Here is a 23,557-nt window from a genome sequence, read left to right on the forward strand (position 1 = left end):
CCCTGTCGTTTTGGATCAGGATAGTACCAATGGCGCCGCCGGACCACAGGTTTTGGAACGCGGAGCCGCGGAGCGCCCTGGCCAGGCAGTTCCGCAAAAGAAAAGGGCTGTCCAAAAGGACAGCCCTTCCGCCAGATGCCCCGGGGGCAGCAGGCTTAGTTCTTGGCGTAGAATTCGACGACCAGGTTCGGTTCCATCACAACCGGGTACGGCACGTCGCCCAGGGACGGGGTGCGCACGAAGGTTGCGGTCATCTTGGAGTGGTCGGCTTCGATGTAATCCGGCACATCGCGCTCAGCCAGCTGAACGGCTTCCAGAACGGCAACCATCTGCTTGGACTTGTCGCGGACCTCGATCACGTCGCCCTCTTTCACGCGGTAGGAGGGGATGTTCACGCGCTTGCCGTTCACGGTCACGTGGCCGTGGTTCACGAACTGGCGGGCGGCAAAAACGGTTGCCACGAACTTGGCGCGGTAGACGACGGCGTCCAGGCGGCGCTCGAGCAGGCCGATCAGGTTTTCACCGGTGTCGCCGGAAACGCGGACGGCTTCGCCGTAGATGCGGCGGAACTGCTTTTCGGTCAGGTCGCCGTAGTAGCCTTTCAGCTTCTGCTTGGCGCGCAGCTGGATGCCGAAGTCGGACAGTTTGCCCTTGCGGCGCTGGCCGTGCTGGCCCGGGCCGTAGTCGCGGCGGTTGACCGGGGACTTCGGACGGCCCCAGATGTTTTCGCCCATGCGGCGGTCGATTTTGTACTTGGCAGACGTGCGTTTGGTCACGGCTGATCTCCTTCGTATATGGTTTCGAAGGGCGTTGTCCTCTTGAGGTTTCCCCCATGACAGGCATCCCCTTGCGGGGGCCACCAACACCAATGAAGCCGCGCTTATATAGGCGGATGGGGCAGAGTCAACACGCTGTTTGCCTGTTCGGCAGGAAATCTGCAGCGGAACCCGGCCTGGGCCGCCGGATAGCACCCTGACGTCGCCGGATAAAGGCTTCAGGCTGCTTCGTGGCCGAGAATAGCTGCTTCGGACGTGTTGAGGTTGCGGCGGGCATGGGCACCGTAGGACAGCGGGTTGCGCTCCAGCTCCGGCAGCAGGCCGAACAGCCTTGCCCTGTCGGAGCCGCTGAGTGCGGTAAGCGAGGCATTCGAGGGATGGAAGCTTTCGGTCTCCACCCCATTGGCCCAGAGCACCTGATGATTGGCCAGCATCAGGTGGATATAGGTGATTTCGCGCACCGAAGTGTCGGGCTGGATTGTGGAGCCATTGGCCAAGTCGCTGGCCGCGACCAGCACATCGGGCGTGTTGAACAGCGCCCGCACCCGGCTGCCGCGCAGAAGCATCCGGTGATCGGGGGAGACCAGCAGCTCCTGTTCCGGGCGGTCGATGCCCAGGGCGCCGGCATGAATGCGGATCGGGCGCAGCCGCGGCATCACGTAAAGCCGCGCGCCGGTGATCCGGCGGGAACCGATCCAGAGGATCTCCTGGGCGCCGTTGTCGCGGGTCTGCACCTTTTCGCCTTCGCGCAATTGCTCCACCCGCTTCGGCCCGCCGGGCGTGGCGATCAAGGTACCCGGGGTAAAGCAGATCACCCCGGTTTCGCCCCGGGGCCGGTCGGCGTGAATGGTGCCTAGTGAATGGTGCACCACCCAAAGGTCGGTGCCGCGCGGCGGCAGCTCATCCACGAACATCAAAAGCGGGTGCTGGCCCGGGCCGACCTCGATCAGGGTGACGGTGTAGCTTTGCACGCCGTTGGTCACGGCAAAGCTGCTGTCCAACAGCGGCTCATCGACCTCGACCGCATGAACATCTGTGCGGTTCTGCACCGCAGCCCCGACCAGCCTGCGCACCGAGCGTGCCGCCCGGCGGCGCAATTCTGCCTCGCCGTTTGCCATGTCCAGCCGCAACAGCCCTGCCGGCCCGTCCACCCGCACCGCATCGCCATGCCAGGACCAGGCCGCCCCCACATCAATAGCGTCCACCGGTGCGGCCGGGAGGCCGTCGATCTCGGTTTGCGACCAGGAAACAACAAACGTGCCACGAAAGCCCGTTCTCATCTGCCCGTATGCCTGCTTCAACTTATAATTATTAACGGAACGTTAACAAAGCGTCGCGCTTCCGGAAACAGTGAGGCCCGTTAAATCCTTGTGAGCGTGCCCTTTACGCACCATTCCTCAGGCGGTTGAAGTTGCCGTTGCGGCACTCAATTTCTGGGCAAGCCGGGCGGCGCTGAGCCACCGGCAGAAAGAAACACGCGCCTTAGCGGAGCGCGCCGTAGCTGGCGCGCAACGTGTCCGCAGCCTGCCGGACCACCTCGGCCACTTGCATCAGCTGCCGTGCCAGCGGGTTGCTGCGCCGCCAGATCATGCCGATGGTGCGCGAGGGCTGCGGATCGCGGAAGCGGGCAACCGACACCACGGCCGAGCGGGTTTCCACCGGCACCGCCATTTCCGGGATCAGCGTCACTCCGATCCCGGCGCTGACCATCTGCACCAGTGTCGACAAGGAGCTGCCGTCCAACAGCTCCCGCGGGGCGGCGGATTGCATGTTGCAGAAGGACAAGGCCTGGTCGCGGAAGCAATGCCCCTCCTCCAACAGCAGGAGGCGCATCTCGCGCAGGCCCTCGGGGCCGGGAACCGGGGTGCCTGCGTCCTCGCCCGGGCGCACCAGCACGAAATCCTCGGAGAACAGCGGCACCTCTTCATAAGACGGCTCAGACACCGGCAGCGCCACGATGGCGGTGTCCAGCCGCCCCTCCCCCAGTTCCTCCAGCAGCTTGGGGGTCACGGTTTCGCGGACCCGGATGTCGGCCTCCGGGTACTGCCGGGTGAGCGTGCCCACGATGGAGGGCAGCAGATAAGGGGCAATGGTGGGAATCACCCCGATCCGCAGGCGCCCGGCCAGGCCGTCGCGCGATGCCCGCGCCAGCTCGCCCAGCTCATCCACCGAGCGCAGGATGCCGCGCACGCGGGAGGCCAGATCCTCGCCGAAGCTGGTGAGCCGCACCTGCCGGGCGCCGCGCTCCACCAGCTGCACCCCCAGCACCTCCTCCAACTCCTTGATCTGAACAGACAAAGCTGGCTGAGACACCGCGCAGGCGTCGGCCGCGCGGCCGAAATGGCGGTGCTGAGCCAGCGCCTCGAAATAGCGCATCTGGCGGAGGGTCACGTTTATCATAGGATTTCATTATCAGAGCGATGAATAAATGCAACTTATCCCAATGATATTTCCCTGCTAGCCTCATCTTCAGGACAACAGGGAGACCCGGTACAGGCAGTCTGCGCCCCGCTTGCATTTCCATGCGGCGCTCAGGCTGGCGGAATGGTTCCGGGGCGCTTCCTCCACATCGCAGTTCAACTAATTGAAGCCACGATCGGAGATGGAAATGGACGGAAATACCCCCGCAGGAAAATGCCCGGTGATGCACGGCGCGGCGTTGAACACCGACGCCGGCGGCACTTCGAACCAGGATTGGTGGCCGAACCAGCTGAACCTTAAGATCCTGCATCAGCACTCCCCCAAGTCGAACCCGATGGGTCCTGACTTCAACTATCGCGAGGAGTTCAAGAAGCTTGATCTGGAGGCGGTGAAGAAGGACCTGTTTGCGCTGATGACCGACAGCCAGGACTGGTGGCCGGCCGACTATGGCCATTACGGCGGGCTGTTCATCCGCATGGCCTGGCACAGCGCCGGCACCTACCGCACCGCCGACGGGCGCGGCGGCGGCGGCACCGGCAACCAGCGCTTTGCGCCGGTGAACTCCTGGCCGGATAACGGCAACCTGGACAAGGCGCGCCGCCTGCTGTGGCCGATCAAGCAGAAATACGGCAACAAGATCTCCTGGGGCGATCTGATGATCCTGGCGGGCAACTGCGCCATTGAATCGATGGGCGGGCCGGTGTTCGGCTTTGGCGGCGGCCGCGAGGACGTCTGGGCGCCGGAGGAGGACATCTACTGGGGCACCGAGACCGAGTGGCTGGGCGACCAGCGCTATTCCGGCGAGCGCGACCTGGAAAACCCGCTGGCTGCCGTGCAGATGGGATTGATCTACGTGAACCCGGAAGGGCCTAACGGCAACCCGGACCCGGTGGCCTCCGGCTTTGACGTGCGCGACACCTTTGCGCGCATGGGCATGAATGACGAGGAAACCGTGGCGCTGGTGGCAGGCGGCCATACCTTCGGCAAGGCGCATGGCGCGGGCGACCCGGAACTGGTGGGCGCGGAGCCGGAAGCCGGCGCGATGGAGCAGATGGGCTTTGGCTGGGCCAACGCGCATGGCTCCGGCAAGGGCGGCGACACCACCACATCGGGCATCGAAGGCGCCTGGAAACCGAACCCGACCACCTGGGACATGGGCTACTTCGACGTGCTGTTCGGCTATGAGTGGAAACTGGTCAAAAGCCCGGCCGGCGCCAACCAGTGGCAGGCGCAGGATGTGAAGCCGGAGCATATGGTGGTGGACGCCCACGACCCCAGCAAGAAGCACGCGCCGATGATGACCACCGCCGACATGTCGCTGCGGATGGACCCGGAATACGAGAAGATCTCGCGCGATTTCCACGCCAACCCGGAGAAATTCGCCGACGCCTTTGCCCGTGCCTGGTTCAAGCTGTGCCACCGCGACATGGGGCCGAAGTCGCGCTATCTGGGGGCGGACGTGCCTGCCGAAGACCTGATCTGGCAGGATCCGGTGCCGGCGGTGGATCACGCGCTGGTGGATGCGCAGGACGTCTCGCAGCTGAAGGCCAAGATCCTGGGCACCGGGCTTTCGGTTTCTGAGCTGGTCTCCACCGCCTGGGCTTCGGCCTCGACCTTCCGCGGCTCCGACATGCGCGGCGGCGCCAATGGCGGCCGCATCCGGCTGGCGCCGCAGAAGGACTGGGAAGTGAACGAGCCTGCGCAGCTGGCCAAGGTGCTGTCGGCACTGGAGCAGATCCAGAGCGAGTTCAACGCCGGCGCGTCCGGCGGCAAGAAGATCTCCATGGCCGACCTGATCGTGCTGGCGGGCGGTGCCGGCGTCGAGGAAGCCGCAAAGGCTGCAGGACACCCGGTGGATGTTCCCTTTACTCCTGGACGCACCGATGCCACCCAGGAGCAGACCGACATCGACGGCTTCGCGGTGCTGGAGCCGGAGGCCGATGGCTTCCGCAACTACCAGAAGGCGGAGTATGCCGTGCCGGCCGAGAAGATGCTGGTGGACCGGGCGCAGCTCCTGACCCTCGGCGCGCCGGAGATGACCGCGCTGACCGGCGGGCTGCGGGTGCTGGGCGCCAACCACGGCGGGTCCAAGCATGGCGTGTTCACGGACCGCGTTGGCGTGCTGAGCACCGACTTCTTCACCGCCATCACCGATATGGGGGTGGAGTGGAAGCCGGCAGGCGACGGCACCTATGAGGGCCGCGACCGGGCCAGCGGCGCCGTTAAGTGGACCGGCACCCGCACCGATCTGGTGTTCGGCTCGAACTCGCAGCTGCGGGCGCTGTCAGAGGTCTATGCGCAGGACGATGGCGCCGCAGCCTTTGTCCGCGACTTCGTGGCAGCCTGGGCCAAGGTGATGAACGCCGACCGGTTTGATCTGGCGGCCTGAACAGCCCTGGCATAGCAAGACAGAAAGGCGCCCCGGGAATTCCGGGGCGCTTTTTCAGTCCAGCCAGCCGCCGGGCGGATCACTCCGGCAGGTATTTTTCCGACCAGCTTTCGCCCGCAGCACCGCTGTTGATCATCGCCGCTGCGTCCTCCGCAGAATACCCAATCCGCGCCAGGACCGCCCGGGTGTGATCGCCGTATTTGGGGGCCGGACCGGGGATCGTGATCCGGCCTGCCTGCGGGCGCACCGCGTTGGGCGCCACCAGATCGCACCAGCGGCCCATCGGGTGCCGGTCGTGGCGGATCACCCGGAAGGTGGCCTGGTTCAGGTCGATTTCGCCCTCGCTTTCCAGCTGCAGCGCTGCATCGCGGGTTTCGTGCAGCGAGGACAGCGGCACTGCGGTGGCCGAGGTGCCGGCAAAAGCCGCGCGCCAATGGGACAGCGGCCGATCAGCGAAGCGTTCAGACAGCGCCGCCTGCAGCTGGTCCTCTGGCAGTTCAGCCAGATCCGACAGGTCCGGAACCCGCGCCAGGGCGGCTGCGCGTTCGGTCGGGGCCGCGAAGAAGAACCAGCCGTCCGCGGCCTGATAGCAGTGGTAGAACGGCCCCCAGCCCAAGGCTTTGCGCCCCGAGGGTTCGTCAAAGGGCGCCCTGCCCTTATGGTCATACATGAACTGCGCCTGGATCAGGTTACCGGCCGCCGCCAGAGAGGCGCGTGCCACCCCGCCCTTGCCGGTTTCCTGGAGCCGCAGTAGCGCGCCGCCCAGGGCCACGCAGGCGCAGAAGCCGGTCAGCACGTCGATAGTGCCGAAATGGGCGTGCTCCTCCGGCGTGCCCATGCCGCCGCCAAACCGCAGCATCACCCCGGTTGCGGCCTGGGCCAGGTCGTCATAGCCGAGGTGATCGGATTTCGGCCCGCGCATCGGGCCGCCGAAGGCATCGAGCTGCACCAGGATGAGGCGCGGGCTGATCTGTGCCAGCCGTTCCGGCGACAGGCCCAGATGGTCGCGCTGCTGGTCGGTGCCGTTCATGGTGATGACATCGGCCTCGGCGATCAGCCGGGCCAGCGCCTCCTGCCCCGCTTCTGTGCGCAGGTTCAGCAGGATGCTCTCCTTGCCGCGCTGCGCGTGGATGCCGAAGACAACGGTGTTCCAGGGGTCCACCGAAGGGTCCACCGGCTGCACCAGGGTCACCTCTGCGCCGTAGCGTGCCAGGGTCGACCCGATGGTCGGCCCGGCGATCACATTGGTGAGATCCAGCACCTTCAGCCCGTCGAGCCAGCCCTTGCCCGCCTGACCGCTGGTGCCGCCGCGCTCCGGCTCCGCCAGCAGCGCCGCCAGGTCTGCCTCCTCTGTGCGGTTTTTTTGCACCACATCTTCGTCGCCGGACAGCCAGGCCACATTGCCCATCTGCTGCATGACCCCGTGCTTGGCGTCCTCGACCTGCAGGATCAGCCCGGAAGCCAATGCGTGCGGGTCGTGCAGCCATTCGCTGGTGAAGCGCTGCGCGGTGGCGGGTGCCTTGGCGGCGCCGAACAACTCCTCCCACTCGTGGGAAGGTTTGGTCAGGAAGGCCGCCTTCATCGCCGAGGACACCCGTTCCCGGTCGGACGCCCCCACCGGGTAATTCCGCATCGACCATTCGGCGGGCCAGTCCTTGGTATCAAGATAGGCGGAGAAATCCGGCAGCTCGTCCGCCAGATCCTTGAGCCCCAGGGTCTCCAGCACCCGGCGCGGATGGGTGGCGACCGAGCCGCTCACCACATAGAAGCCGCGCCCGTCGGCGCAGGTATAGGTGCGGTAGAACGGGTCGAGGAATTCCGACAGCTCCTTGAACTTCAGGTTCATCGGCAGGCCTTCGGCGGCGCGGCGGTCCAGTTCCACCTCGCGCGGGGATTTATAGCGCTCGGGGTAGTCCTCGATCTGCTCGCAGTTATAGACCAGCCCCTCCAGCAGCGCGGCGGCCAGCGGCACCTCAATATGGTCGCCGCCGTTGGCCTCGCGGGCGTTCAGCGCAAAGAGGACCGACATGGCGCCGAAACTGGCGCCATAGGCCGAGGCCAGGGTCAGCGGCGAGAAGGACGGGTTGATGCCCATCAGGCGGCGGTTCAGGCCCATGTCGGTGAACTGGCCGGTATAGGCGGCGATCACTGCCTCCCAGGCGGGCAGGTCGGCCAGCTCCGTGTCTGTAGAGGCGAAACCCGGCATCGACAGATAGACCAGCTGATCATTGACTTCGCTCAGCACCTCCGGTCCGAGGCCGAGGCGGCCCATCACACCGGGACGGAAGTTCTCAATCACTACATCGGCGCGTTTGGCGAGTTCGACGGCCGTGGCGCGGCCCTCCTCCGATTTCAGGTCCAGCTCCAGCGTCTGCTTGCCGCGCGACAGCATATCGAAGGCCGGGCCGTCAAACCCGGTGCCGCCGGGCGGCGTGATGCGGACAACCTCTGCCCCCATGTCCGCCAGCATCATGCCGGTCAAAGGGCCCGCCAGATAGTGGCCGAAGTCGAGAACGCGGATATGGGAAAGGGGGCGCTGCGGCATTGGGGAAGTCCCTGGGAAATTCTGAGATCATGTTTTCTGCCCCAGATTATCTTTGCCGCTTGCAATATCCACTGGCCAAGACTGCATGGCCTCCCTAACAATTTCCTATGGAACGCTCGATACGCCCTACCGCCGGATCCCTGAACTCCTTGCTGGTGCTGGAAGTTGCCGTGCGCCACGCCAGCCTGTCCCGCGCCGCAGCGGAGCTCGGTCTCAGCCAGCCCGCCGTGTCGCGGCATATCTCGACGCTGGAGGGGCGGCTGCGGCAGCCGCTGTTTGAGCGCAACAACAACCGGATCACCCCGACGGCCAATGCAGCCCGGCTGGCGGATGCGGTGGCGCTGGGATTAGGCCATGTGGATCAGGCCTGGAGCGAGGTTCTGGCCGCACCGGAGACGGACGAAGTGACGCTGGCCTGCACCTTCGGCTTTGCCGATCAATGGCTGATGCCGCGGTATTCGGACCTGCGCGCCAGCCTGAGCGGCACAAGGGTCCGGGTGGTGACCACCGACCAGCTGGGGGACATCGACCTCAGCCGTCTGGATGCCGCGGTGGTCTGGGACCCGTCGCGGATGCCGGACCGCCCGTATTTTCCTCTGATCCCTGCGGAGACGTTTCCGATTTGCAGCCCCGGCTTTCTGGCGGATCACCCTGAAGCGGCTGAAAACCTGTCCGCATTGGCACCGGAGCTGTTTCTGCATTTCGACACCGGCAGTTCAGGGTTCCTGACCTGGCAGGGCTGGTTTGAACAGGCGGGGCTGCCGCTGCCGAATTTTGGCAAGGCGCCGGAGTTCGACGCCTACCCGTTCCTGCTCCAGTCGGTTCGGCGCGGCGAAGGGGTTGGGCTGGGCTGGGCGGGGATCGCCGACAATGCCTTGGCCTGCGGCGAGGTGCTGCGGCTGGGGCCGGCGGTCTCAGACAGGCCGTACAGCTATTTTGTGCAGCACCGTGCACCTGCCGCCAGCAACAGCGCGCTGGAACAGCTGCTGGATTGGTTCAGGGGCCAATTGCCGCCGGCGCACCGCCAGCCGTAACACAGCAAGAAAAAGCCGGAGGATGGCTCCTCCGGCTTCTCCGCCTCCTGGTGGGAGGCTGTTTTCAGGCCGGGCACCCGCAGCTGCGCTGCCCGGTGCCAGGGTTTATTCGGCCGGAGCTGCAGCCTTCTCACGCTGGCCGTCGCGGAACAGCGCCTTGGCCAGCGAAATGCACATCAGTCCCATGACCATGGTGAAGGGCAGCGCGCCGATGATCATCGCGCTCTTCAGCGCCTCCATCGGGTCGGCCCCGCCATTGGTCTTGCCTGCGAACAGCAGGGTGCCGATCACGGCGGTCAGGATCAGGCCCCAGACGATCTTGTGCTTGTTGCCGATGTTCTGGTCGCCGCCGGACATGATGGTGTTCATCACCAGGATGCCGGAGTCCGCCGAGGTGACCAGGAAGGTCATGATCAGCACCACGCACATGATGGTGATGCCGGACAGCAGGCCGCCGTCGATCATGCTCTGCAGGGTCACGAACAGCTTGGCGGTGTTGGAGGCACCGATGATCGCGCCTTCTGCCGCACCGTTCAGTTCCAGGTCGATGGCGGTGCCGCCCAGGATGGTCATCCAGGCAAAGCAGACCAGCGCCGGAGCAATCACACAGCCGAGGATGAATTCACGCACCGAACGGCCACGGGAAATGCGCGCCAGGAACAGGCCCACGAAGGGCGAGAACGCGATCCACCAAGCCCAGTAGAAGGTGGTCCAGCCAGCCTGCCAGCCGAACTGGCGCTGCGCCTCACCTGCTGCGTAGGTTGCTGCCAGAACATCGTCGGACAGGGCGGCTGCTTCGCCTTCCAGGCCGGATTTGAAGCCGTCGAAGGAGCCCCAGGCGTTGGTTGCACCGCCGCGCAGAGCATCTGCGTAGGGCGCCGCGTCCGCGGGAAGCGCTGCCGCGAAGTCAGCTGCCGACTGCGGGCCGTAGGCACCAAAGCTCAGCGAGACGAAGTGCAGGACGTAGTCCACGAAAGCCGAGGCGTAGGTGGTCATTGCGAACATGAAGGAGCCGAAGACCACGAAGGTCAGCAGCAGGATGATCGACAGAACCAGGTTCAGGTTCGACAGATACTTCACGCCGCGGCCGACGCCGGAGACCGCCGAGATGATCGACAGGCCCATGATAGCGAAAAGGCCGGCCAGAAGGCCAACGGTGCCCGGTGCAGGCGCGTCGCCGCTCATGTCCATCATCCACTCCATGCCGGTGATGGCATAGACGCCGTCCACGAACTGGGAGACGCCGAAACCGATGGTCACGGAAACGCCCAGGATGGTGGCAACAACACCCAGCACGTCAACGACGTGGCCCAGGAAGCCGTTCATCAGCCTGCCGAACAGCGGCGTCAGCGCGGTGCGGATGGTCAGCGGCATGTCGCGGGTATAGGCGTAGTAGGCCAGCGACAGGCCGGTCACCACGTAGATTGCCCAGGCGTGGAAGCCGTAGTGCAGGAACGTGTAGCGGAAGCCGGACTGGATGGCTTCTTCAGTGTTGGCGGTCACTTGCTGCGCCAGGACCACCGGGTTGGAGCCCCAGAGACCCAGCGGTTCAGCGGTGGCGAAGACCATCAGGCCAACGCCCAGACCAGCGCCGAACATCATCGAGAACCAGGAGAAATCCGAGAATTCCTTGCCCTGGCCCGGTCCCCCCATGATCCGCTTACCGGTTTGCGGCAATGCGGCGACCACAAACAGGAAAAAGGCGAAGAAACCGACGATGATGATGTAGAAGGCGTTGAAATCCTCAAGGATCCGCCAGTTGAGGCTGCCCAGAACGCCCGTGGCGTTTGCCGGCCAGACCAGGGCCCAGAGAACCAGGGCGACCATGATCCCCTTGCTGAGCAAGGCGATCTCGACGCTGTGCCCCTTATAGAAGCCCTCGTCGGAGGTCTTGATCTCAAGATCCGTAAAAGGTTGCTTTATTGACATGCGTTTCCTCCCGTTTCGCACGTGCCGCACCGGGGTGCGGATTGTCCGGCGGTTCGCGCAACCGCCGGTATCTGGCGTCAGCCCAGCAGGGCTTCGATCCTTGCCAGCGTTGCCACGCTGACAGCGACGCCGTCTTGGCGGGCCTGCAAGCGTTTTGCCCGCCGCCCGTCTCCGGGCAGATGTGCGCCGTCTTGCCCGCGCACCGCTTCCACGATCCCGGCCATTCCAGCACGAAAAGCGTCATTTGAGGTCGCAGCCGGGTCGATTGCGATGAACATCTGGCCGGTTTTCGGCGGCCCGCCCGCGGTGCCCGAGAAGGGCGATGCGTTGATGCCGAGGGTGGCGCCGGTCAGCGCGGCGGCCATGATTTCTGTCAGCAGCGCAACACCGACGCCCTTGTAGCCGCCCGAGGGTGCCATCGAGCCCTTGAGGCCCGCGTCCGGATCGGTGGTCGGATTGCCGTCGGCATCCAGCGCCCAGCCCAGCGGGATCTCTTTGCCCTCGCGAGCGTGCTTCATCACTTCGCTCTTGGCGATGGTGCTGGCGCTTTGGTCGATCAGCAGTTCCGGCTCGCCGTCTTCGTCTGGAACGGCAACCGAGAACGGGTTGGTGCCGACCACCGGCTTGCTGCCGCCCGAGGGCGCGATCGACGCCGGCGCGTTGGTAAAGCCCAGACCCACCAGCCCGGCGCGGGCCAGGCGGGCGGTGTGGTAGCCCAGCACGCCGCAGTTGTAGCTGTTGCGGATCGCCAGAACTGCGATGCCCTGCTCCCGCGCTGCCGGGATCAGAGCCTCGAACCCAATGTCGATGGCGGAATGGGCAAAGCCGGTGGCGGCATCCACCGCCACGACGCCGGGGCGCGGGCGGGTCAGAACCGGTGCCGCCTGCCCGTCCACCTTGCCGCATTGCACATGCTCGGCATAGATCGGGATATAGGCGAGGCCATGGCTGGCCACGCCATCCGCCTCGGTGGCGGCTGTTGCGACGGCCAGGGGCCGGGCATTGGCTTCAGAGGTGCCTGCCGCCACCAGGGCGCGGAAGGACAGGTCCTCGATCTCGGCGAGGGACATAGTTCTGGTTTCGGTCATGTAAGAGGCCTCTTCAGTCGTTGTCCGACAGCCCGGCGCCGGCGCCCAGCAGGCGCGACTCCTCGGTGGCCGGAGAGTAGGTTTTATGGGCAAAACGGTTCAGGACGGCCCAGGCCGCCTCCTCCGGTTCAGCGCGGGTTTGGCATGGGTTTGCGTTTGCAAGGCTGCCCGCGGCCCGGATGCTCAGCTGAGCCGCCGTTTCCGGCAGAGTGCCTTCGCACTGCAGGCCGATGCCATCGGTGACGGCCTGAAAGCCCTCACCTTCGACCGTGACACAAGCGCCGAGCTGGCGCGCGGCCATCGCGGCAAAGGGCAGGATCATTGCGGGCCGGGAGACCGGCCCCATAGCCAGCGTAAGCACTTGCAGCCGCGCGGCGCAGTCCGACAGCACCGCACCGGTTGCCAGCGGGCACAGCGGCGCCTCAGCCTGCCAGTCGCCCTCCAGGCTTTGCGGCACATGGGATTGCAGCTCCGCCGCGTATCCGGCCTCCAGCAGACCAGCCAGCACTGCCGCACCGTCCAGCCCTTGCGCGCACAGCCAGCGGGTGGCTTTTGCGGCTTCCTCCGCCAGCCCCCAGTCATAGCCCGCCCCGCGGGCGGCGCGTTTGGCGGTGGCCTCCACTTCGTTCAGCGCATAGCTCATTGGTCTGCCTCCGGATAAACCCACAGGTCGGCGTTGGCGGTGGTCAGGTCTTCGGGATACGGCGCGCCCGCATACATGCAGATCCGCACCCAGCGGTCGGAGCGCGGGTCGAAATGGGTGGCGCCGAAGAACGACAGCTTGGCCCGCAGCATGTCGACCGGCAGCACCCGGTCGCTGATGGTGTTGCTGCGGATTTCGCTGTAAGGCGCGACCCGGCTCATCTGCGCCCGGCGCACGGTGTGGCGGTGTTCCGGGTGGCGCAGCAGGAAGGATGCGATCGGCTCGTCCCCGTCCCAGCCTGCCAAGGCCGCATGGGCCGCGGCAGCGTCACGGGCCGGGGCCAGCGGCTGCTCGTACGCGGCAATCGGCTCGTCAAAGCGCTCGCCCATGCGGGGCTCCAGCTTCTCCTCCGAGACATACCAGGCGCGGGCGCAGTTTTCGCGGGCGCTCCAGTCCAGATCCAGCGCCCAGGCAAAGCTGTCCTCGATCAGCTGCCGCACCTGTGCAATCGGCATTGCGCCGTCGATGATGAAAGCGTCCTTGTTGGCGTCGGCCATGCAGTCGGACAACCCGTCCACCAGGTCCCCATAGGGTTCCAGGATCAGCGAGGCCGCCAGTTCCTGCCCCTCCAGGCCCAGCGCGGTCTCGCTCCAGCGGATCAGACGGTCCCAGGGGTGGTCATTGAGCAAATCATCTGCGGCCACCCAGGCGGTCAGGGCCTCCAGGTCTTTGTGAAGGCTGGCCAGCTTCTTGATCTGTGCCGGGTGTTCCGAATGCCAGCGCGCCGCCGACAGTTCGCTCCGCCGCAGCATACGGCGGAAGCAGGCGGCTTCCTCAGCCGACGCGGTTTCGACCGAGCGCACCCTGGCAATCGCCTCTTCCCGCGCCATGATCCAGTTGTTGAACAGCACCGGGTGGTTGACGATGTAGGGCGCCATGCCGAGACCGGTGGAATTGCCGATGCCCAGCCGCCGCGCGGTTTCCGGGGCCAGCGGCACGGCGTTGCCGCCGCCCTTGGCACGGGCCATATGCTCCACAAGGTCACGGACGAAAGCGCGGGTCAGAAAGACCGACAGCATTTCCGCCTGAAACGGTGTGCTTAGCTCCGGGCGGTCGGCAATCGCCTCCCGGTCGGCGGCGCCCAATTTACCGGAACCATACACAGCGGTGGTGCGCATCAGATAGCCGACGGCCTCCACCTGCGCTGGGTCCGGTTGCTGGCCTTGCGACAGCGCGTCGACAAAATGCGCCCACAGGCGCACAGAGCGGTTGGCGCGGGAAACTGACAGGGATTTCTCGTTGACCCGGCCCGCCTCCTGATACGGCACGTTCTTTGACAGACGCTCAATGTCGGCATCCGTGGGCACGCCGTCGAACAGGGTGAAGGTTGCATCCCAGGCGGTGGCGATCACCCGGTCCGAACGCATTTCCGGCGGCAGGTCGTGGGCGAAGGCAATCAGGGAATATGTCCGCGCAGGGCCGGCGGCGGTGTAGACCGCCACGCCGACGCCGTTGCCGTCGATATCGAACTTGGGGCGCGCAAAGCTCCAGTTTTCCCGGGCCATGCGGCGTGTCAGCACCCGCATGAAGCTGAGGCGGCACTGATGCAAGGAGCCGAGCCGGCTGAGGCGCATTACCTGCGCCGGATCCCGTCGTGATATCGTTGTCTGCGCGGTTGTTTCCATGACCTATCCCTTTGGGCCAAAGTTTTCGGCAAAGAACCGGTACCAGTTCCCGCCCATGATGCCGCTGACTTCGTCATCGTTCATGCCCGTCGCGCGAAGGCCGTCTTCGATGTTTCCAAAGTCACGGTTGTCGTTGAACCAGCCGGGCATTGCCGGGAAGCCCGGCGCGGCGGCTGATCCTTCGCCGTAGTCGATTTCCTTGGTCCAGCGGCCGACGCGCATCCATTCAACGACGCTGTCGGGCTGGTCCTGGCAAAGGTCGGTGCCGATGCCGAGGTGCTCTGCCCCGTATTTTTCTGCGGCGCGTGCAATCATCTCGCAGAAGCTTTGCAGGGTGCAGTCGGACTTGTCCTTCAGATGGTGCGGATAGACCGAGAAGCCCAGCATGCCGCCGTGGCCGGTGACTGCGCGGATGACGTCGTCCTTCTTGTTGCGCAGCGCGGGCGACCACTCATGCGGGTTGGCATGGGTGATGGCGATAGGGCGGGTCGAAATCTCCGCCGCCTCGATGGTGGAGCGGTCGGCGGAATGGCTCATGTCGACGACCAGGCCGACCCGGTTCATCTCCTTGATCACCTGCTTGCCCATACGGGTGATGCCCATATCCTCGGCCTCGTAGCAGCCGGTCGCCAGCAGCGACTGGTTGTTGTAGGTGAGCTGCATGAAACGGGCGCCGAGCGTGTGCAGGATTTCGACCAGGCCGATGTCGTCTTCCATCGGCGAGGGGTTCTGAAAGCCAAAGAACACCGCGGTGCGGCCGGTTTCGCGGGCCTTGTCGATGTCAGTGGCCCACTGCCCCTTCATGATCAGATCCGGGTACTGCTCGAACCAGCGGTTCCACTTTTCGAAGTTCAGAACCGTTTCCCGGAAGTTCTCGTGATAGGCAATGGTGACATGGATCGCGTCCACGTTGCCCTCGCGCAGCTGGCGGAAGATCTTTTCCGACCAGTTGGCATATTGCAGGCAGTCGATACGGTATCCGGTCATTCAAGCACCTCGGTTTTCAATGTCACACGCCCAGCCTTCTGGCAGCGGGCAGGAAGCGCCCGCCACAGGGGAAACTAGGAGGGCGGGCGCTTCCGCAAACTGGCAGGCCGGTATCCGGCGCTGCCACGATTTCAGTCTCAGACCGGCTTGCCGGCGCTGATGTAGGCGGTTTTGACGGTGGTGTAGAACTCCGCCGCTGCCTTGCCCTGCTCGCGCGGGCCATAGGAGCTGTCGCCGCGGCCGCCGAAGGGCACATGGTAGTCGGTGCCTGCGGTCGGCAGGTTGACGGTGACCACACCGGTGCGCGCATTGCGGCGGAAATGGGTTGCGCGGGCCAGCGACTGGGTGACGATGCCGGAGGTCAGGCCGAAGTTGGTGTCATTCACCACCGCCAGCGCCTCGTCATAGCTGCCGACCTTGATCACGCTGGTCAGCGGCGCGAACATTTCCTCGCGGTTGATGCGCATGTCGTTGGTGGTGTTCAGGAACACGCCGGGGGACATGTAGAAGCCCTCATGCGGCATCTCCAGGCGCTGGCCGCCGCAGGCCAGTTCGGCGCCTTCGGAGGTGCCCAGATCGACATAGGCCAGATTCTCGTTCAGCTGCTGCTCGCTGACCACCGGGCCCATCTGCACGCCCGCTTCCAGCGCGTGGCCCACTTTCATCGCCTGCGCACCCGCCATCAGTTTTTCAACAAAGGCGTCGTGCACGGCTGCGTGGACCACGAGCCGGGAGGAAGCGGTGCATTTCTGGCCGGTGCCGCCAAAGGCGCCGCCCAGCGCCAGGGAGACGGCCAGGTCCAGGTCGGCGTCGTCCATCACGGCCAGCGCGTTCTTGGAGCCCATCTCCATCTGCACCTTAGTCAGGTTCTGGATGGCAGCAGAAGCGATGCCCTTGCCCACCGGCACCGAGCCAGTGAAGGAGATCGCGTTCACCTTCGGGCTTTCCACCAGGCGCTGGCCGATCGAGCGGCCCGAACCCATCACCAACGAGAACAGGCCCTTGGGGATGTCCTGCTTGGCAATGATTTCAGTCAGGGCAACAGCGGAAGCCGGGGTGATGTTGGCGGGCTTCCAAACAACGGCGTTGCCGTAGCACAGCGCCGGCGCGATCTTCCAGGACGCGGTTGCGGTCGGGAAGTTCCAGGGGGAGATGATCGCCACCACGCCCACCGCTTCGCGGCGCACATCCACTTCGATATCCGGGCGCACGGAGTCGGCGTTTTCGCCGATCTGGCGCAGGCATTCGGCAGCGTAATAGGTGAAGAACTGGCCGGCCCGGTAGACTTCGCCCTTGCCCTCGGCCAGCGGCTTGCCTTCTTCGCGCGACAACAGCGTGCCCAGCTCTTCGGCTCGCGCCATCAGCTCGTTGCCGATGTTCATCAGCACCGCCTGCTTGCGCTCCAGCCCGTAGGCGGCCCATTCACGCTGTGCCTTCTGCGCCTGGTCCAGGGTCGCCTCCAGCTGATCGGAGCTGGCCTGGGCAAACATACCGACCAGATCGCTCAGATCCGAAGGGTTGCGGTTTTCGATTTCGCTTTCGCCCGCCAGCCATTCGCCGGCAATCAGGTTCAGTTTGGTCACGGAAAAGCCCCAGATGCTGAATTTCAGGTTTGCAGCAGGATGGACTCCGCAGCCCACATCAGTCAAACTCAATAAACTGTAGGCAACTTCAGGAAAATTGAAACTTGGCACTGAAAATCGAAATGCTACGCGCCTTCTGCACCGTGGCGCAAACCGGCAACCTTTCCGAGGCCGCCAACCGGCTGGGCCGGACCCAGTCCGCCGTTTCCATGACGCTGAAGCAAATGGAGGATCATTTGGGCAAGAGACTGTTCGAGGGCGAGCGCAAGAACCAGCTGTCACCCTTGGGCGAGCAAGTCTTTGAATTGGCCCAGAAACAGGTGCGGCAGTTCGACCAGACCGTGCAGAGCATCGAGATGGCCGCTGAGGCGGCGCACGGGCTCTTGCGGATCGTCTCAGTCCCATCGGTCGCGGCGCTGGTGTTTCCTGCGGTGCTGGAACACATGACGACGCGGCATCCGGGCCTGAAGGTGGAGCTGCGCGACACCGACACTCAGGAGGTTCTGGATGCGCTGGCGGAGGGCAAGGCGGATATCGGCATTGCCTCCGGCTGCCACCCGCTGAATGGTGTCAGGGCCGTGCCTTTGTTCGAGGACCGTTTCGGGCTGGTCTGTTCCACCGACCATCCGCTGTACCGGCAGGACGCGCGCCCCTCAATTGCCGAAGTGACCGGCGCCTCCTTTGTCCGCAACGCCCTGTGCGATCTGATCCGCAATGAACGCTTTGTTGAGGCTAGCAGCAATGCGGATGTGACGATCCACAACACCCATTCGCTGATCACCATGGTCCGGACCGGTAAATGGGTCACCGTGCTGCCGCAGACGGTTGCCCGGTTCATGCCGGAGGCAACCGCCTTCCGCCCGATTGCCGACCTGCCCGACAAGCGGGCGGTTTACCTGTATCAGCGCGAACGCTCCCGCTTTGCCGCGCTGACCGAGGAGTGCTGCGCCTTCATACAGTCCTGCGAACTGTAAGGCGCGCCAGGCTGAAAGCCTCCGGCACGGCGCAGCATGGCCTAGGCGCCTGTGCCGATAGCCTCTCAGGCCAATTGAAAGGACAGGAAGGGATCCGCGCCCTCGCCGTCCCGGACCCAGCGGGCCTTGATCCCGAAGATCCCGGACACCGTTTCCGGATCCAGCGCCTCCCCGGGCGCGCCAAAGGCCACCAGGCGCCCGTGCGACAGCACCGCCACACGGTCGCAGGTCAGGGCCTGGTTCAGGTCATGCAGGGCCACCACGGTTGTCACCTGCAGGTTCCGGATGCAGTTCAGGATCGATAGCTGGTGGTGGATGTCCAGATGGTTTGTCGGCTCATCCAGCAGCAGAAGCCCCGGCCGTTGCGCAAGGGCGCGGGCAATGTGCAGCCGTTGCCGTTCGCCGCCGGACAGGGTGGACCATTCCCGCGGCGCAAAGTTCTTCATTTCCACCGTGCGCAGCGCCTTGTCCACCAGCTGGGTGTCTTCGCTGCTCCAGGGTTTCAGCGCCGACAGCCAGGGGGTGCGGCCCAGTTCGACGACGGACCGTGCGGTGATGCGCTCAGCCGTGTCGGCCTGCTGTTCGACAATGGCGATCCGCTGGGCGATCTCCCGGCGGGTCAGCCGGGCCAGCGGTTGGTCCGCCAGCAGCACTTCGCCATGCGAGGGTTTGGCCAGGCCCGACAGCAGCCGCATCAGGGTCGACTTGCCCGAGCCGTTCGGGCCCACCAGCGCCAGCGTCTCACCCGGCTGCACCGCCAGCGACACGTCCTGCAGCAGGGTTTTGCCGCGCACGGCAAAGGACAGGTTGCGGGCTTCAATCCTCATCTCGCAGTCCTTTGCCCGCGCACCAGGATCACCGCAAAGGACGGCGCCCCGATCAGGGCGGTGACCACCCCGATGGGCAGCACCTGGCCGGGGATGATGATGCGGGAGACGATGTCGGCAGCGATCAGGAACACGGCGCCGGTCAGCGCCGCGGCCGGCATCAGCCTGCGGTGTCCTGGGCCGACCAGGAACCGCGCCGCATGCGGGATCACCAGGCCGACAAAGCCGATCGAGCCGACGATCGACACCATCACCGCGGTGGTGAGCGCAGTGGCAAAGATCAGCACCACCTGAACCCGGCGGACCGGGATGCCGAGCGAGGCCGCGGAGTCGCTGCCAAAGGTGAAGGCGTCCAGGGCGCGCGCGTGAAACCGGCAGATCATCCAGCCCGCCAAGGCCAGCGGCACCGCCAGCCACACGTCCGGCCAGCGCACGCCGCTGAGGTTGCCCATCAGCCAGAACATGATGCCGCGGGCCTGATCCGCGTTGGCGGATTTGGCGATAATGAAAGCGGTCAGCGCATTGAACAGCTGCGAGCCGGCAATGCCCGCCAGCACGATCTGCGCCGCTGCGGCGCGGTTGCCCCCTGCCCCGGCGGCCCGCGCCAGAATGGCGACAAAGCCGAACGCCAGCAGCGCCCCGTTGAAGGCGCCGAAGGACAGCGACAGGGCGCCGCCGCCGAGGCCGGCAATGGTGACCGCCACCGCCCCGGTCGAGGCGCCGGCGGAAATGCCAAGGATATAGGGGTCTGCCAGCGCATTGCGCAGCAAGGCCTGCAGCACCACCCCGGCGACCGCCAGCGCCGCCCCGCAGGCCGCAGCCACCAGCGCCCGCGGCAGCCGGTAGCTCCAGATGATGCCCTGGTCCACCGGATCCACCGGCAGGCCTGCCCCGGCCAGCTTGTTGGCCAGAACCGACAGGACAAGGTCAGGCGCAAGCGCGGTCTCCCCGATCATTGCGCCTGCCAGAACCGCCGCGGCCAGCACCGGCAGGGCCAGGCAAGCGCCCCGGAAGCCCTGCCATGCGACTGCGGCGGCTGCGCTCATTCGCCGTTGCCGATCGCGCTGAGTTCAGCGGCCAGATCCTCCAGCGCCGGGATGGCGCGGATGGTGGCGTCCATCGCCTGTGCATCCATCACCACGATACGGTCGTTCTTCACCGCGTCCATCTGGCTGGCGACCGGATCGGTGCGCAGGAACTCCAGTTTCTTCTCGTAGTCGTCAGCGGCAAAGCGGCGGCGGTCCATGCGGGCAATCACGATCACCGTCGGGTTGGCCTTGGCGATGGTTTCCCAGCCAACGGTCGGCCATTCCTCGTCGGTTTCGATGACGTTCTTCAGGCCCAGCTGCTGCATCATGTAGCCCGGGGCGCCTTTCTGCCCGGCCACGAACGGATCGCTTTCCATTTCGGGCGAAGAGAACCAGAACACGGCGGAAGCATCCTCCAGCGCAACTTCCTGTGCCTTGGCAACAGCTGCAGCCTCGCGCGCCTTGTAGTCGGCAACCAGCTCAGCGCCCTTCTCAGCCTCGCCGAAGATCGCGGCCAGTTCCTCGATGCCCTGATAAAGGCTGTCGGTGGTGAACATCCGGGTGCGGGTGCCGTCGCCGCCGGTGGTGTTGTCCTTGCCGACGCAATCAGCGGGCATCACATAGGTCGGGATGCCGAGGTCGTGGAACTGCTCCCGCTTGGCGACCACGCCTTCGGGGCCGACATGCCATTCATACTGGGCTGCCACCAGGCCGGGGCGCTTGGCCACCACGCTTTCAAAGCTGGGGTCGTTGTCGGCCAGGCGTTCGACCTTGTCGTTCAGCTCGGCATATTCGGGCAGCACGTCGTTGAACCAGACCGAGGTGCCCAGCACCTTGTCGCCCAGGCCCAGCGCATACAGCACTTCAGTGGCGGCCTGGCCAACGGTCACGGAAGACGCAACCGGCGCCTCGAAGGTGACGGTCTCACCGCAGTTTTGAATGGTCAGCGGAAAACTCTCGCTGGCGGCAGCAGCCTGAGCGGCCGCAAGGAAGGAAAGGCCCATCAGGCCGGAACGCAGGAACATGATCTTCGATCTCCATATGTCAATGACCGGAGAACGGGTGAAAGGGCATTGACCGGCAAGGCTGGGTATCTGGCCCCATTTTGCGGCGCCGGACAGCGGCGGCGCATCTTGCCGGCAACCTCCCCGGACAACCCCGTCCGGTGTGCTTCAGTTTTTCACCGGCAGGTCTCCTGACTGGCGGGTCATTGCCTGCGCCGTCTTCCCGGACCGCGTGGATCCAGTGACATCATGGCACAGCACTCGCCGCCTACAGTTGCGGGGGCAGTTCCGTTTGGCGCCGGCTGGCACCGCGGATTCCCTCTTAGCCCTTGCGGGACCGGTAAAGCGCGCGTAGCGCATCACTTCCGTTGCGGCAAGAAAAACTTCAGCGGATTCCGGAAAACTTCAATCCTGGCTGTGCGGCCCCCGCCTGCTGCGGGGGCCTTCAGAAGCCAAGAGAGAACTGCGCCAGTTTACTGCGGCGGAAGGCACCGCCGCCTCCCGCGCCCCCGCTGCGGACCCGGTCAGCAGCCCGGCTCCTGGGCACCGCCGTTCAGCTCCTGCGTTGCGGCCGCGATGGGGCCGGCGGCAACGGCGGCCTCTTCAGGCTGCCCGGCGGAAACCGCGGTTAGCGGCTGCGCCAGGCCTGGGTGCGGCGCAGGATGCCGCGGGAGGCCAGCAGGTGGATGATCCGCGCCAGCGCGTTAGTGTAGAAGATCATCATCCCCATCGCCGCTGCCGGGGCGATATCGCCTGCGTCATCCATGTTCAGCACCGCAATCGACGCCAGCGTGGTCTTGGGCGAATAGAGGAACACCACCGCCGACACCGTCGTCATTGCGTTGACAAACAGGTAGATCGAGATGTCCAGCACCGCGGGCAGGCAGACCGGCACCGTGACGCGGGCAAACAGCTTCATCGTGGGTTGCTTGAGCGAGGCGGCAACGGATTCAAACTCCCGGTCCATCTGCTTCAATGCAGTCACAGCCGTCAGATGCGACACCGTGTAGAAGTGGGTGACGGTGCAGACCACCAGGATCGCCATGGTGCCGTAGATCGCATTGAGCGGATTGGCGGGGTTGTTGAAAAAGAAGATATACGCCAGCCCCAGCACCATGCCGGGGATTGCCATCGGCAGCATCGCAAACATCTGGAAGATGGCGCGCCCGGTGCGGAAGCCCTTGGACTTCTCCACCAGATAGGCGCCGAAAAACACAACCGCGGTGCCAGCCACAGCCGTCATCAGCGCCAGCTTGATCGAGTTCACATAGGATCCCCAGCCACCGCCATCCATCCTGTCGAACTGGTAGTTGTTGAGGCTGAGGCTCAGGTCGTAAGGCCAGAACTTGATCAGCGCCGCAAACTGGCAGACTACCAGCAGCCCGGCGATGAAGATGCCGATCAGGGTGCAATAGGCAAAGAAGATACGGTCCATCTTCTTGTTCGGCTGCGGCTCATAAGGCACCGAGCGTGCCGACAGCAGCGCCACCTGCTTGGACTGCACCATTCTGTCGATGGCAAAGGCGAGGATTGCCGGGATCACCAGCACCACCGAGACCACCGCGCCCATTTCAAAGTTCTGCTGGCCGATCACCTGCTTGTAGATGTCCACCGCCAGCACGTTGAACTGGCCGCCGATCACCTTGGGCAGGCCAAAATCGGTGATCACCAGGTTGAAGACCACGAAGGCCGCCGAGATCAGGCCATAGCGTGCGCCGGGCACGGTGACGGTCCAGAAGGTGCGCCAGGGAGTGGAGCGCAAGCTGGCGGCGGCTTCGTAGAGGCGCGCGTCAGAGATCGCCAGCGCGGTTGAGATGATGATGAAGGCATGCGGGAAAGTGAAGAAGACCGAGCCGATCACGATGCCGATGGGGCCGTAAATGCTGGCGCCGAACAAGAGCTCCTTGATCATTCCCTGGTTGCCGAACAGGTAGACCAGCGCGATACCGGGCAGCAGCGACGGCACCAGGATCGGCGCCATGGCGATCAGCCGGAACACCCCCTTGTATTTCATGCAGCTGCGGTTCAGCGCGTAGGCGAACCAGAAGGCAAGCGAGACGGTGACAACGGTACTGAGGACCGCGATCCACAGCGAGTTCTTGATCGAGTTGAACAGCGCAGGCGTCGAGAAGTAGGAGACGAAGTTGTCCAGCCCCTGCGCCTGCACGGGGCGCAGCTGCACCCGGCGGAACGTGTTGGAGTCGAGCGTGACCCATTCGGTGCCGGTCTGCAGGTTGGAGCCGATCAGGAAGCGGCCTGTGCCGGTGGTATTGCGGATCTGGTACATCACCGGGCTGCGGAAGCTGAAGTCCGGGAAGAAGCCGGTGACCGGCAGCCGCCCGTCGGCGCCGGTGGACAGGTCGGCATCGGCAAAGGTGCCGCTGGTTGCGTTCAGGTCCGCGCCGGTCAGGATGATGCCGTCGAACTGGCCCGCCTCGTCGCTGACCTGAAATTCATACTGCGACAGCTCCACCCGGTAGGTGGAGAAGGATTTCGACAGCATCGCATAGAGCGGGAAAACCAGCGACACGACCAGGTAAAGCGCGATGATGATCATGCTGCCGCGCATGATGATGTCGTCGCGGCTGAGCTTGCCCTTGATCACCGGTCCTGCCGGCATGATGGATTGAGTGGTTTCAGTCAT

The 23,557-nt window shown here is 65.0% G+C and carries 17 protein-coding genes and 1 riboswitch; of the genes, 3 read left to right on the plus strand and 14 right to left on the minus strand.

What is annotated here, in order from left to right:
- Positions 1-155: 155 nt before the first annotated feature.
- The 3 genes from rpsD to AB1A62_RS00830 form a co-directional block, all read right to left on the minus strand.
- A complete protein-coding gene (gene rpsD, locus AB1A62_RS00820; RefSeq protein ID WP_366659227.1) occupies positions 156-776 on the minus strand; it encodes a 30S ribosomal protein S4 in 621 nt (206 codons plus the stop codon).
- 218 nt (positions 777-994) lie between these two features.
- Positions 995-2,056, minus strand: coding sequence for a Hint domain-containing protein (locus tag AB1A62_RS00825; protein WP_366659228.1), 1,062 nt, complete (start codon positions 2,054-2,056; stop codon positions 995-997).
- Positions 2,057-2,258: 202 nt separating this feature from the next.
- Positions 2,259-3,176 (minus strand): LysR substrate-binding domain-containing protein, encoded by a 918-nt coding sequence (locus AB1A62_RS00830; protein ID WP_366659229.1) that lies wholly within the window; start codon positions 3,174-3,176, stop codon positions 2,259-2,261.
- Positions 3,177-3,384: 208 nt separating this feature from the next.
- On the opposite strand from AB1A62_RS00830, the gene katG reads away from it, so the two are divergent.
- Entirely contained in the window at positions 3,385-5,586 is a 2,202-nt protein-coding gene (gene katG / locus AB1A62_RS00835; protein WP_366659230.1) for a catalase/peroxidase HPI, read from the plus strand.
- A gap of 79 nt (positions 5,587-5,665) precedes the next feature.
- Here katG and AB1A62_RS00840 read toward each other — a convergent pair whose 3' ends face one another.
- Complete coding sequence (locus AB1A62_RS00840; RefSeq protein WP_366659231.1) at positions 5,666-8,131, minus strand: CoA transferase; 2,466 nt, start codon at positions 8,129-8,131, stop codon at positions 5,666-5,668.
- A 107-nt stretch (positions 8,132-8,238) separates the two neighbouring features.
- Between AB1A62_RS00840 and AB1A62_RS00845 the strand changes: the two genes are divergently transcribed.
- On the plus strand, positions 8,239-9,165 hold the full coding sequence (locus AB1A62_RS00845) for a LysR family transcriptional regulator (RefSeq protein ID WP_366659233.1): 927 nt from the start codon (positions 8,239-8,241) through the stop codon (positions 9,163-9,165).
- A 105-nt stretch (positions 9,166-9,270) separates the two neighbouring features.
- On the opposite strand, the gene AB1A62_RS00850 is transcribed toward AB1A62_RS00845, so the two are convergent.
- The 6 genes from AB1A62_RS00850 to AB1A62_RS00875 form a co-directional block, all read right to left on the minus strand.
- A complete protein-coding gene (locus AB1A62_RS00850; protein WP_366659234.1) occupies positions 9,271-11,094 on the minus strand; it encodes a BCCT family transporter in 1,824 nt (607 codons plus the stop codon).
- A 77-nt stretch (positions 11,095-11,171) separates the two neighbouring features.
- On the minus strand, positions 11,172-12,182 hold the full coding sequence (locus AB1A62_RS00855; RefSeq protein WP_366659235.1) for an Ldh family oxidoreductase: 1,011 nt from the start codon (positions 12,180-12,182) through the stop codon (positions 11,172-11,174).
- Positions 12,183-12,195: 13 nt separating this feature from the next.
- Positions 12,196-12,825 (minus strand): DUF3726 domain-containing protein, encoded by a 630-nt coding sequence (locus tag AB1A62_RS00860; RefSeq protein WP_366659237.1) that lies wholly within the window; start codon positions 12,823-12,825, stop codon positions 12,196-12,198.
- A complete protein-coding gene (locus AB1A62_RS00865) occupies positions 12,822-14,510 on the minus strand; it encodes a hypothetical protein (RefSeq protein ID WP_366659239.1) in 1,689 nt (562 codons plus the stop codon). The genes AB1A62_RS00860 and AB1A62_RS00865 overlap by 4 nt, the downstream gene beginning before the upstream one ends.
- 3 nt (positions 14,511-14,513) lie before the next feature.
- On the minus strand, positions 14,514-15,497 hold the full coding sequence (locus AB1A62_RS00870) for a membrane dipeptidase (protein WP_366659240.1): 984 nt from the start codon (positions 15,495-15,497) through the stop codon (positions 14,514-14,516).
- 137 nt (positions 15,498-15,634) lie between these two features.
- The gene (locus tag AB1A62_RS00875; RefSeq protein WP_366659242.1) at positions 15,635-17,080 is read right to left on the minus strand and encodes an aldehyde dehydrogenase family protein; all 1,446 of its coding nucleotides are present in this window, start codon (positions 17,078-17,080) and stop codon (positions 15,635-15,637) included.
- Positions 17,081-17,184: 104 nt separating this feature from the next.
- On the opposite strand from AB1A62_RS00875, the gene AB1A62_RS00880 reads away from it, so the two are divergent.
- Positions 17,185-18,054, plus strand: coding sequence for a LysR family transcriptional regulator (locus AB1A62_RS00880; RefSeq protein WP_366659243.1), 870 nt, complete (start codon positions 17,185-17,187; stop codon positions 18,052-18,054).
- Between the two features lie 65 nt (positions 18,055-18,119).
- On the opposite strand, the gene AB1A62_RS00885 is transcribed toward AB1A62_RS00880, so the two are convergent.
- The 4 genes from AB1A62_RS00885 to AB1A62_RS00900 form a co-directional block, all read right to left on the minus strand.
- Complete coding sequence (locus AB1A62_RS00885; RefSeq protein WP_366659244.1) at positions 18,120-18,881, minus strand: ABC transporter ATP-binding protein; 762 nt, start codon at positions 18,879-18,881, stop codon at positions 18,120-18,122.
- Positions 18,878-19,927 (minus strand): iron ABC transporter permease, encoded by a 1,050-nt coding sequence (locus tag AB1A62_RS00890; protein ID WP_366659245.1) that lies wholly within the window; start codon positions 19,925-19,927, stop codon positions 18,878-18,880. The genes AB1A62_RS00885 and AB1A62_RS00890 overlap by 4 nt, the downstream gene beginning before the upstream one ends.
- The gene (locus AB1A62_RS00895; protein ID WP_366659246.1) at positions 19,924-20,934 is read right to left on the minus strand and encodes an ABC transporter substrate-binding protein; all 1,011 of its coding nucleotides are present in this window, start codon (positions 20,932-20,934) and stop codon (positions 19,924-19,926) included. The genes AB1A62_RS00890 and AB1A62_RS00895 overlap by 4 nt, the downstream gene beginning before the upstream one ends.
- Positions 20,935-21,076: 142 nt before the next feature.
- A riboswitch (cobalamin riboswitch) is annotated at positions 21,077-21,270 on the minus strand.
- Between the two features lie 271 nt (positions 21,271-21,541).
- Complete coding sequence (locus AB1A62_RS00900) at positions 21,542-23,557, minus strand: putative 2-aminoethylphosphonate ABC transporter permease subunit (protein WP_366659247.1); 2,016 nt, start codon at positions 23,555-23,557, stop codon at positions 21,542-21,544.

It is taken from the genome of Leisingera sp. JC11, assembly GCF_040704725.1.
Lineage (GTDB): Bacteria > Pseudomonadota > Alphaproteobacteria > Rhodobacterales > Rhodobacteraceae > Leisingera.

Bases quoted from the DNA above. Each gene is read 5' to 3' on its own strand.
- AB1A62_RS00825 (WP_366659228.1), bottom strand. From the start codon at position 2,056: ATGAGAACGGGCTTTCGTGGCACGTTTGTTGTTTCCTGGTCGCAAACC.
- AB1A62_RS00830 (WP_366659229.1), bottom strand. From the start codon at position 3,176: ATGATAAACGTGACCCTCCGCCAGATGCGCTATTTCGAGGCGCTGGCT.
- katG (WP_366659230.1), top strand. From the start codon at position 3,385: ATGGACGGAAATACCCCCGCAGGAAAATGCCCGGTGATGCACGGCGCG.
- AB1A62_RS00840 (WP_366659231.1), bottom strand. From the start codon at position 8,131: ATGCCGCAGCGCCCCCTTTCCCATATCCGCGTTCTCGACTTCGGCCAC.
- AB1A62_RS00845 (WP_366659233.1), top strand. From the start codon at position 8,239: ATGGAACGCTCGATACGCCCTACCGCCGGATCCCTGAACTCCTTGCTG.
- AB1A62_RS00850 (WP_366659234.1), bottom strand. From the start codon at position 11,094: ATGTCAATAAAGCAACCTTTTACGGATCTTGAGATCAAGACCTCCGAC.
- AB1A62_RS00855 (WP_366659235.1), bottom strand. From the start codon at position 12,182: ATGACCGAAACCAGAACTATGTCCCTCGCCGAGATCGAGGACCTGTCC.
- AB1A62_RS00860 (WP_366659237.1), bottom strand. From the start codon at position 12,825: ATGAGCTATGCGCTGAACGAAGTGGAGGCCACCGCCAAACGCGCCGCC.
- AB1A62_RS00865 (WP_366659239.1), bottom strand. From the start codon at position 14,510: ATGGAAACAACCGCGCAGACAACGATATCACGACGGGATCCGGCGCAG.
- AB1A62_RS00870 (WP_366659240.1), bottom strand. From the start codon at position 15,497: ATGACCGGATACCGTATCGACTGCCTGCAATATGCCAACTGGTCGGAA.
- AB1A62_RS00885 (WP_366659244.1), bottom strand. From the start codon at position 18,881: ATGAGGATTGAAGCCCGCAACCTGTCCTTTGCCGTGCGCGGCAAAACC.
- AB1A62_RS00890 (WP_366659245.1), bottom strand. From the start codon at position 19,927: ATGAGCGCAGCCGCCGCAGTCGCATGGCAGGGCTTCCGGGGCGCTTGC.
- AB1A62_RS00895 (WP_366659246.1), bottom strand. From the start codon at position 20,934: ATGTTCCTGCGTTCCGGCCTGATGGGCCTTTCCTTCCTTGCGGCCGCT.
- AB1A62_RS00900 (WP_366659247.1), bottom strand. From the start codon at position 23,557: ATGACTGAAACCACTCAATCCATCATGCCGGCAGGACCGGTGATCAAG.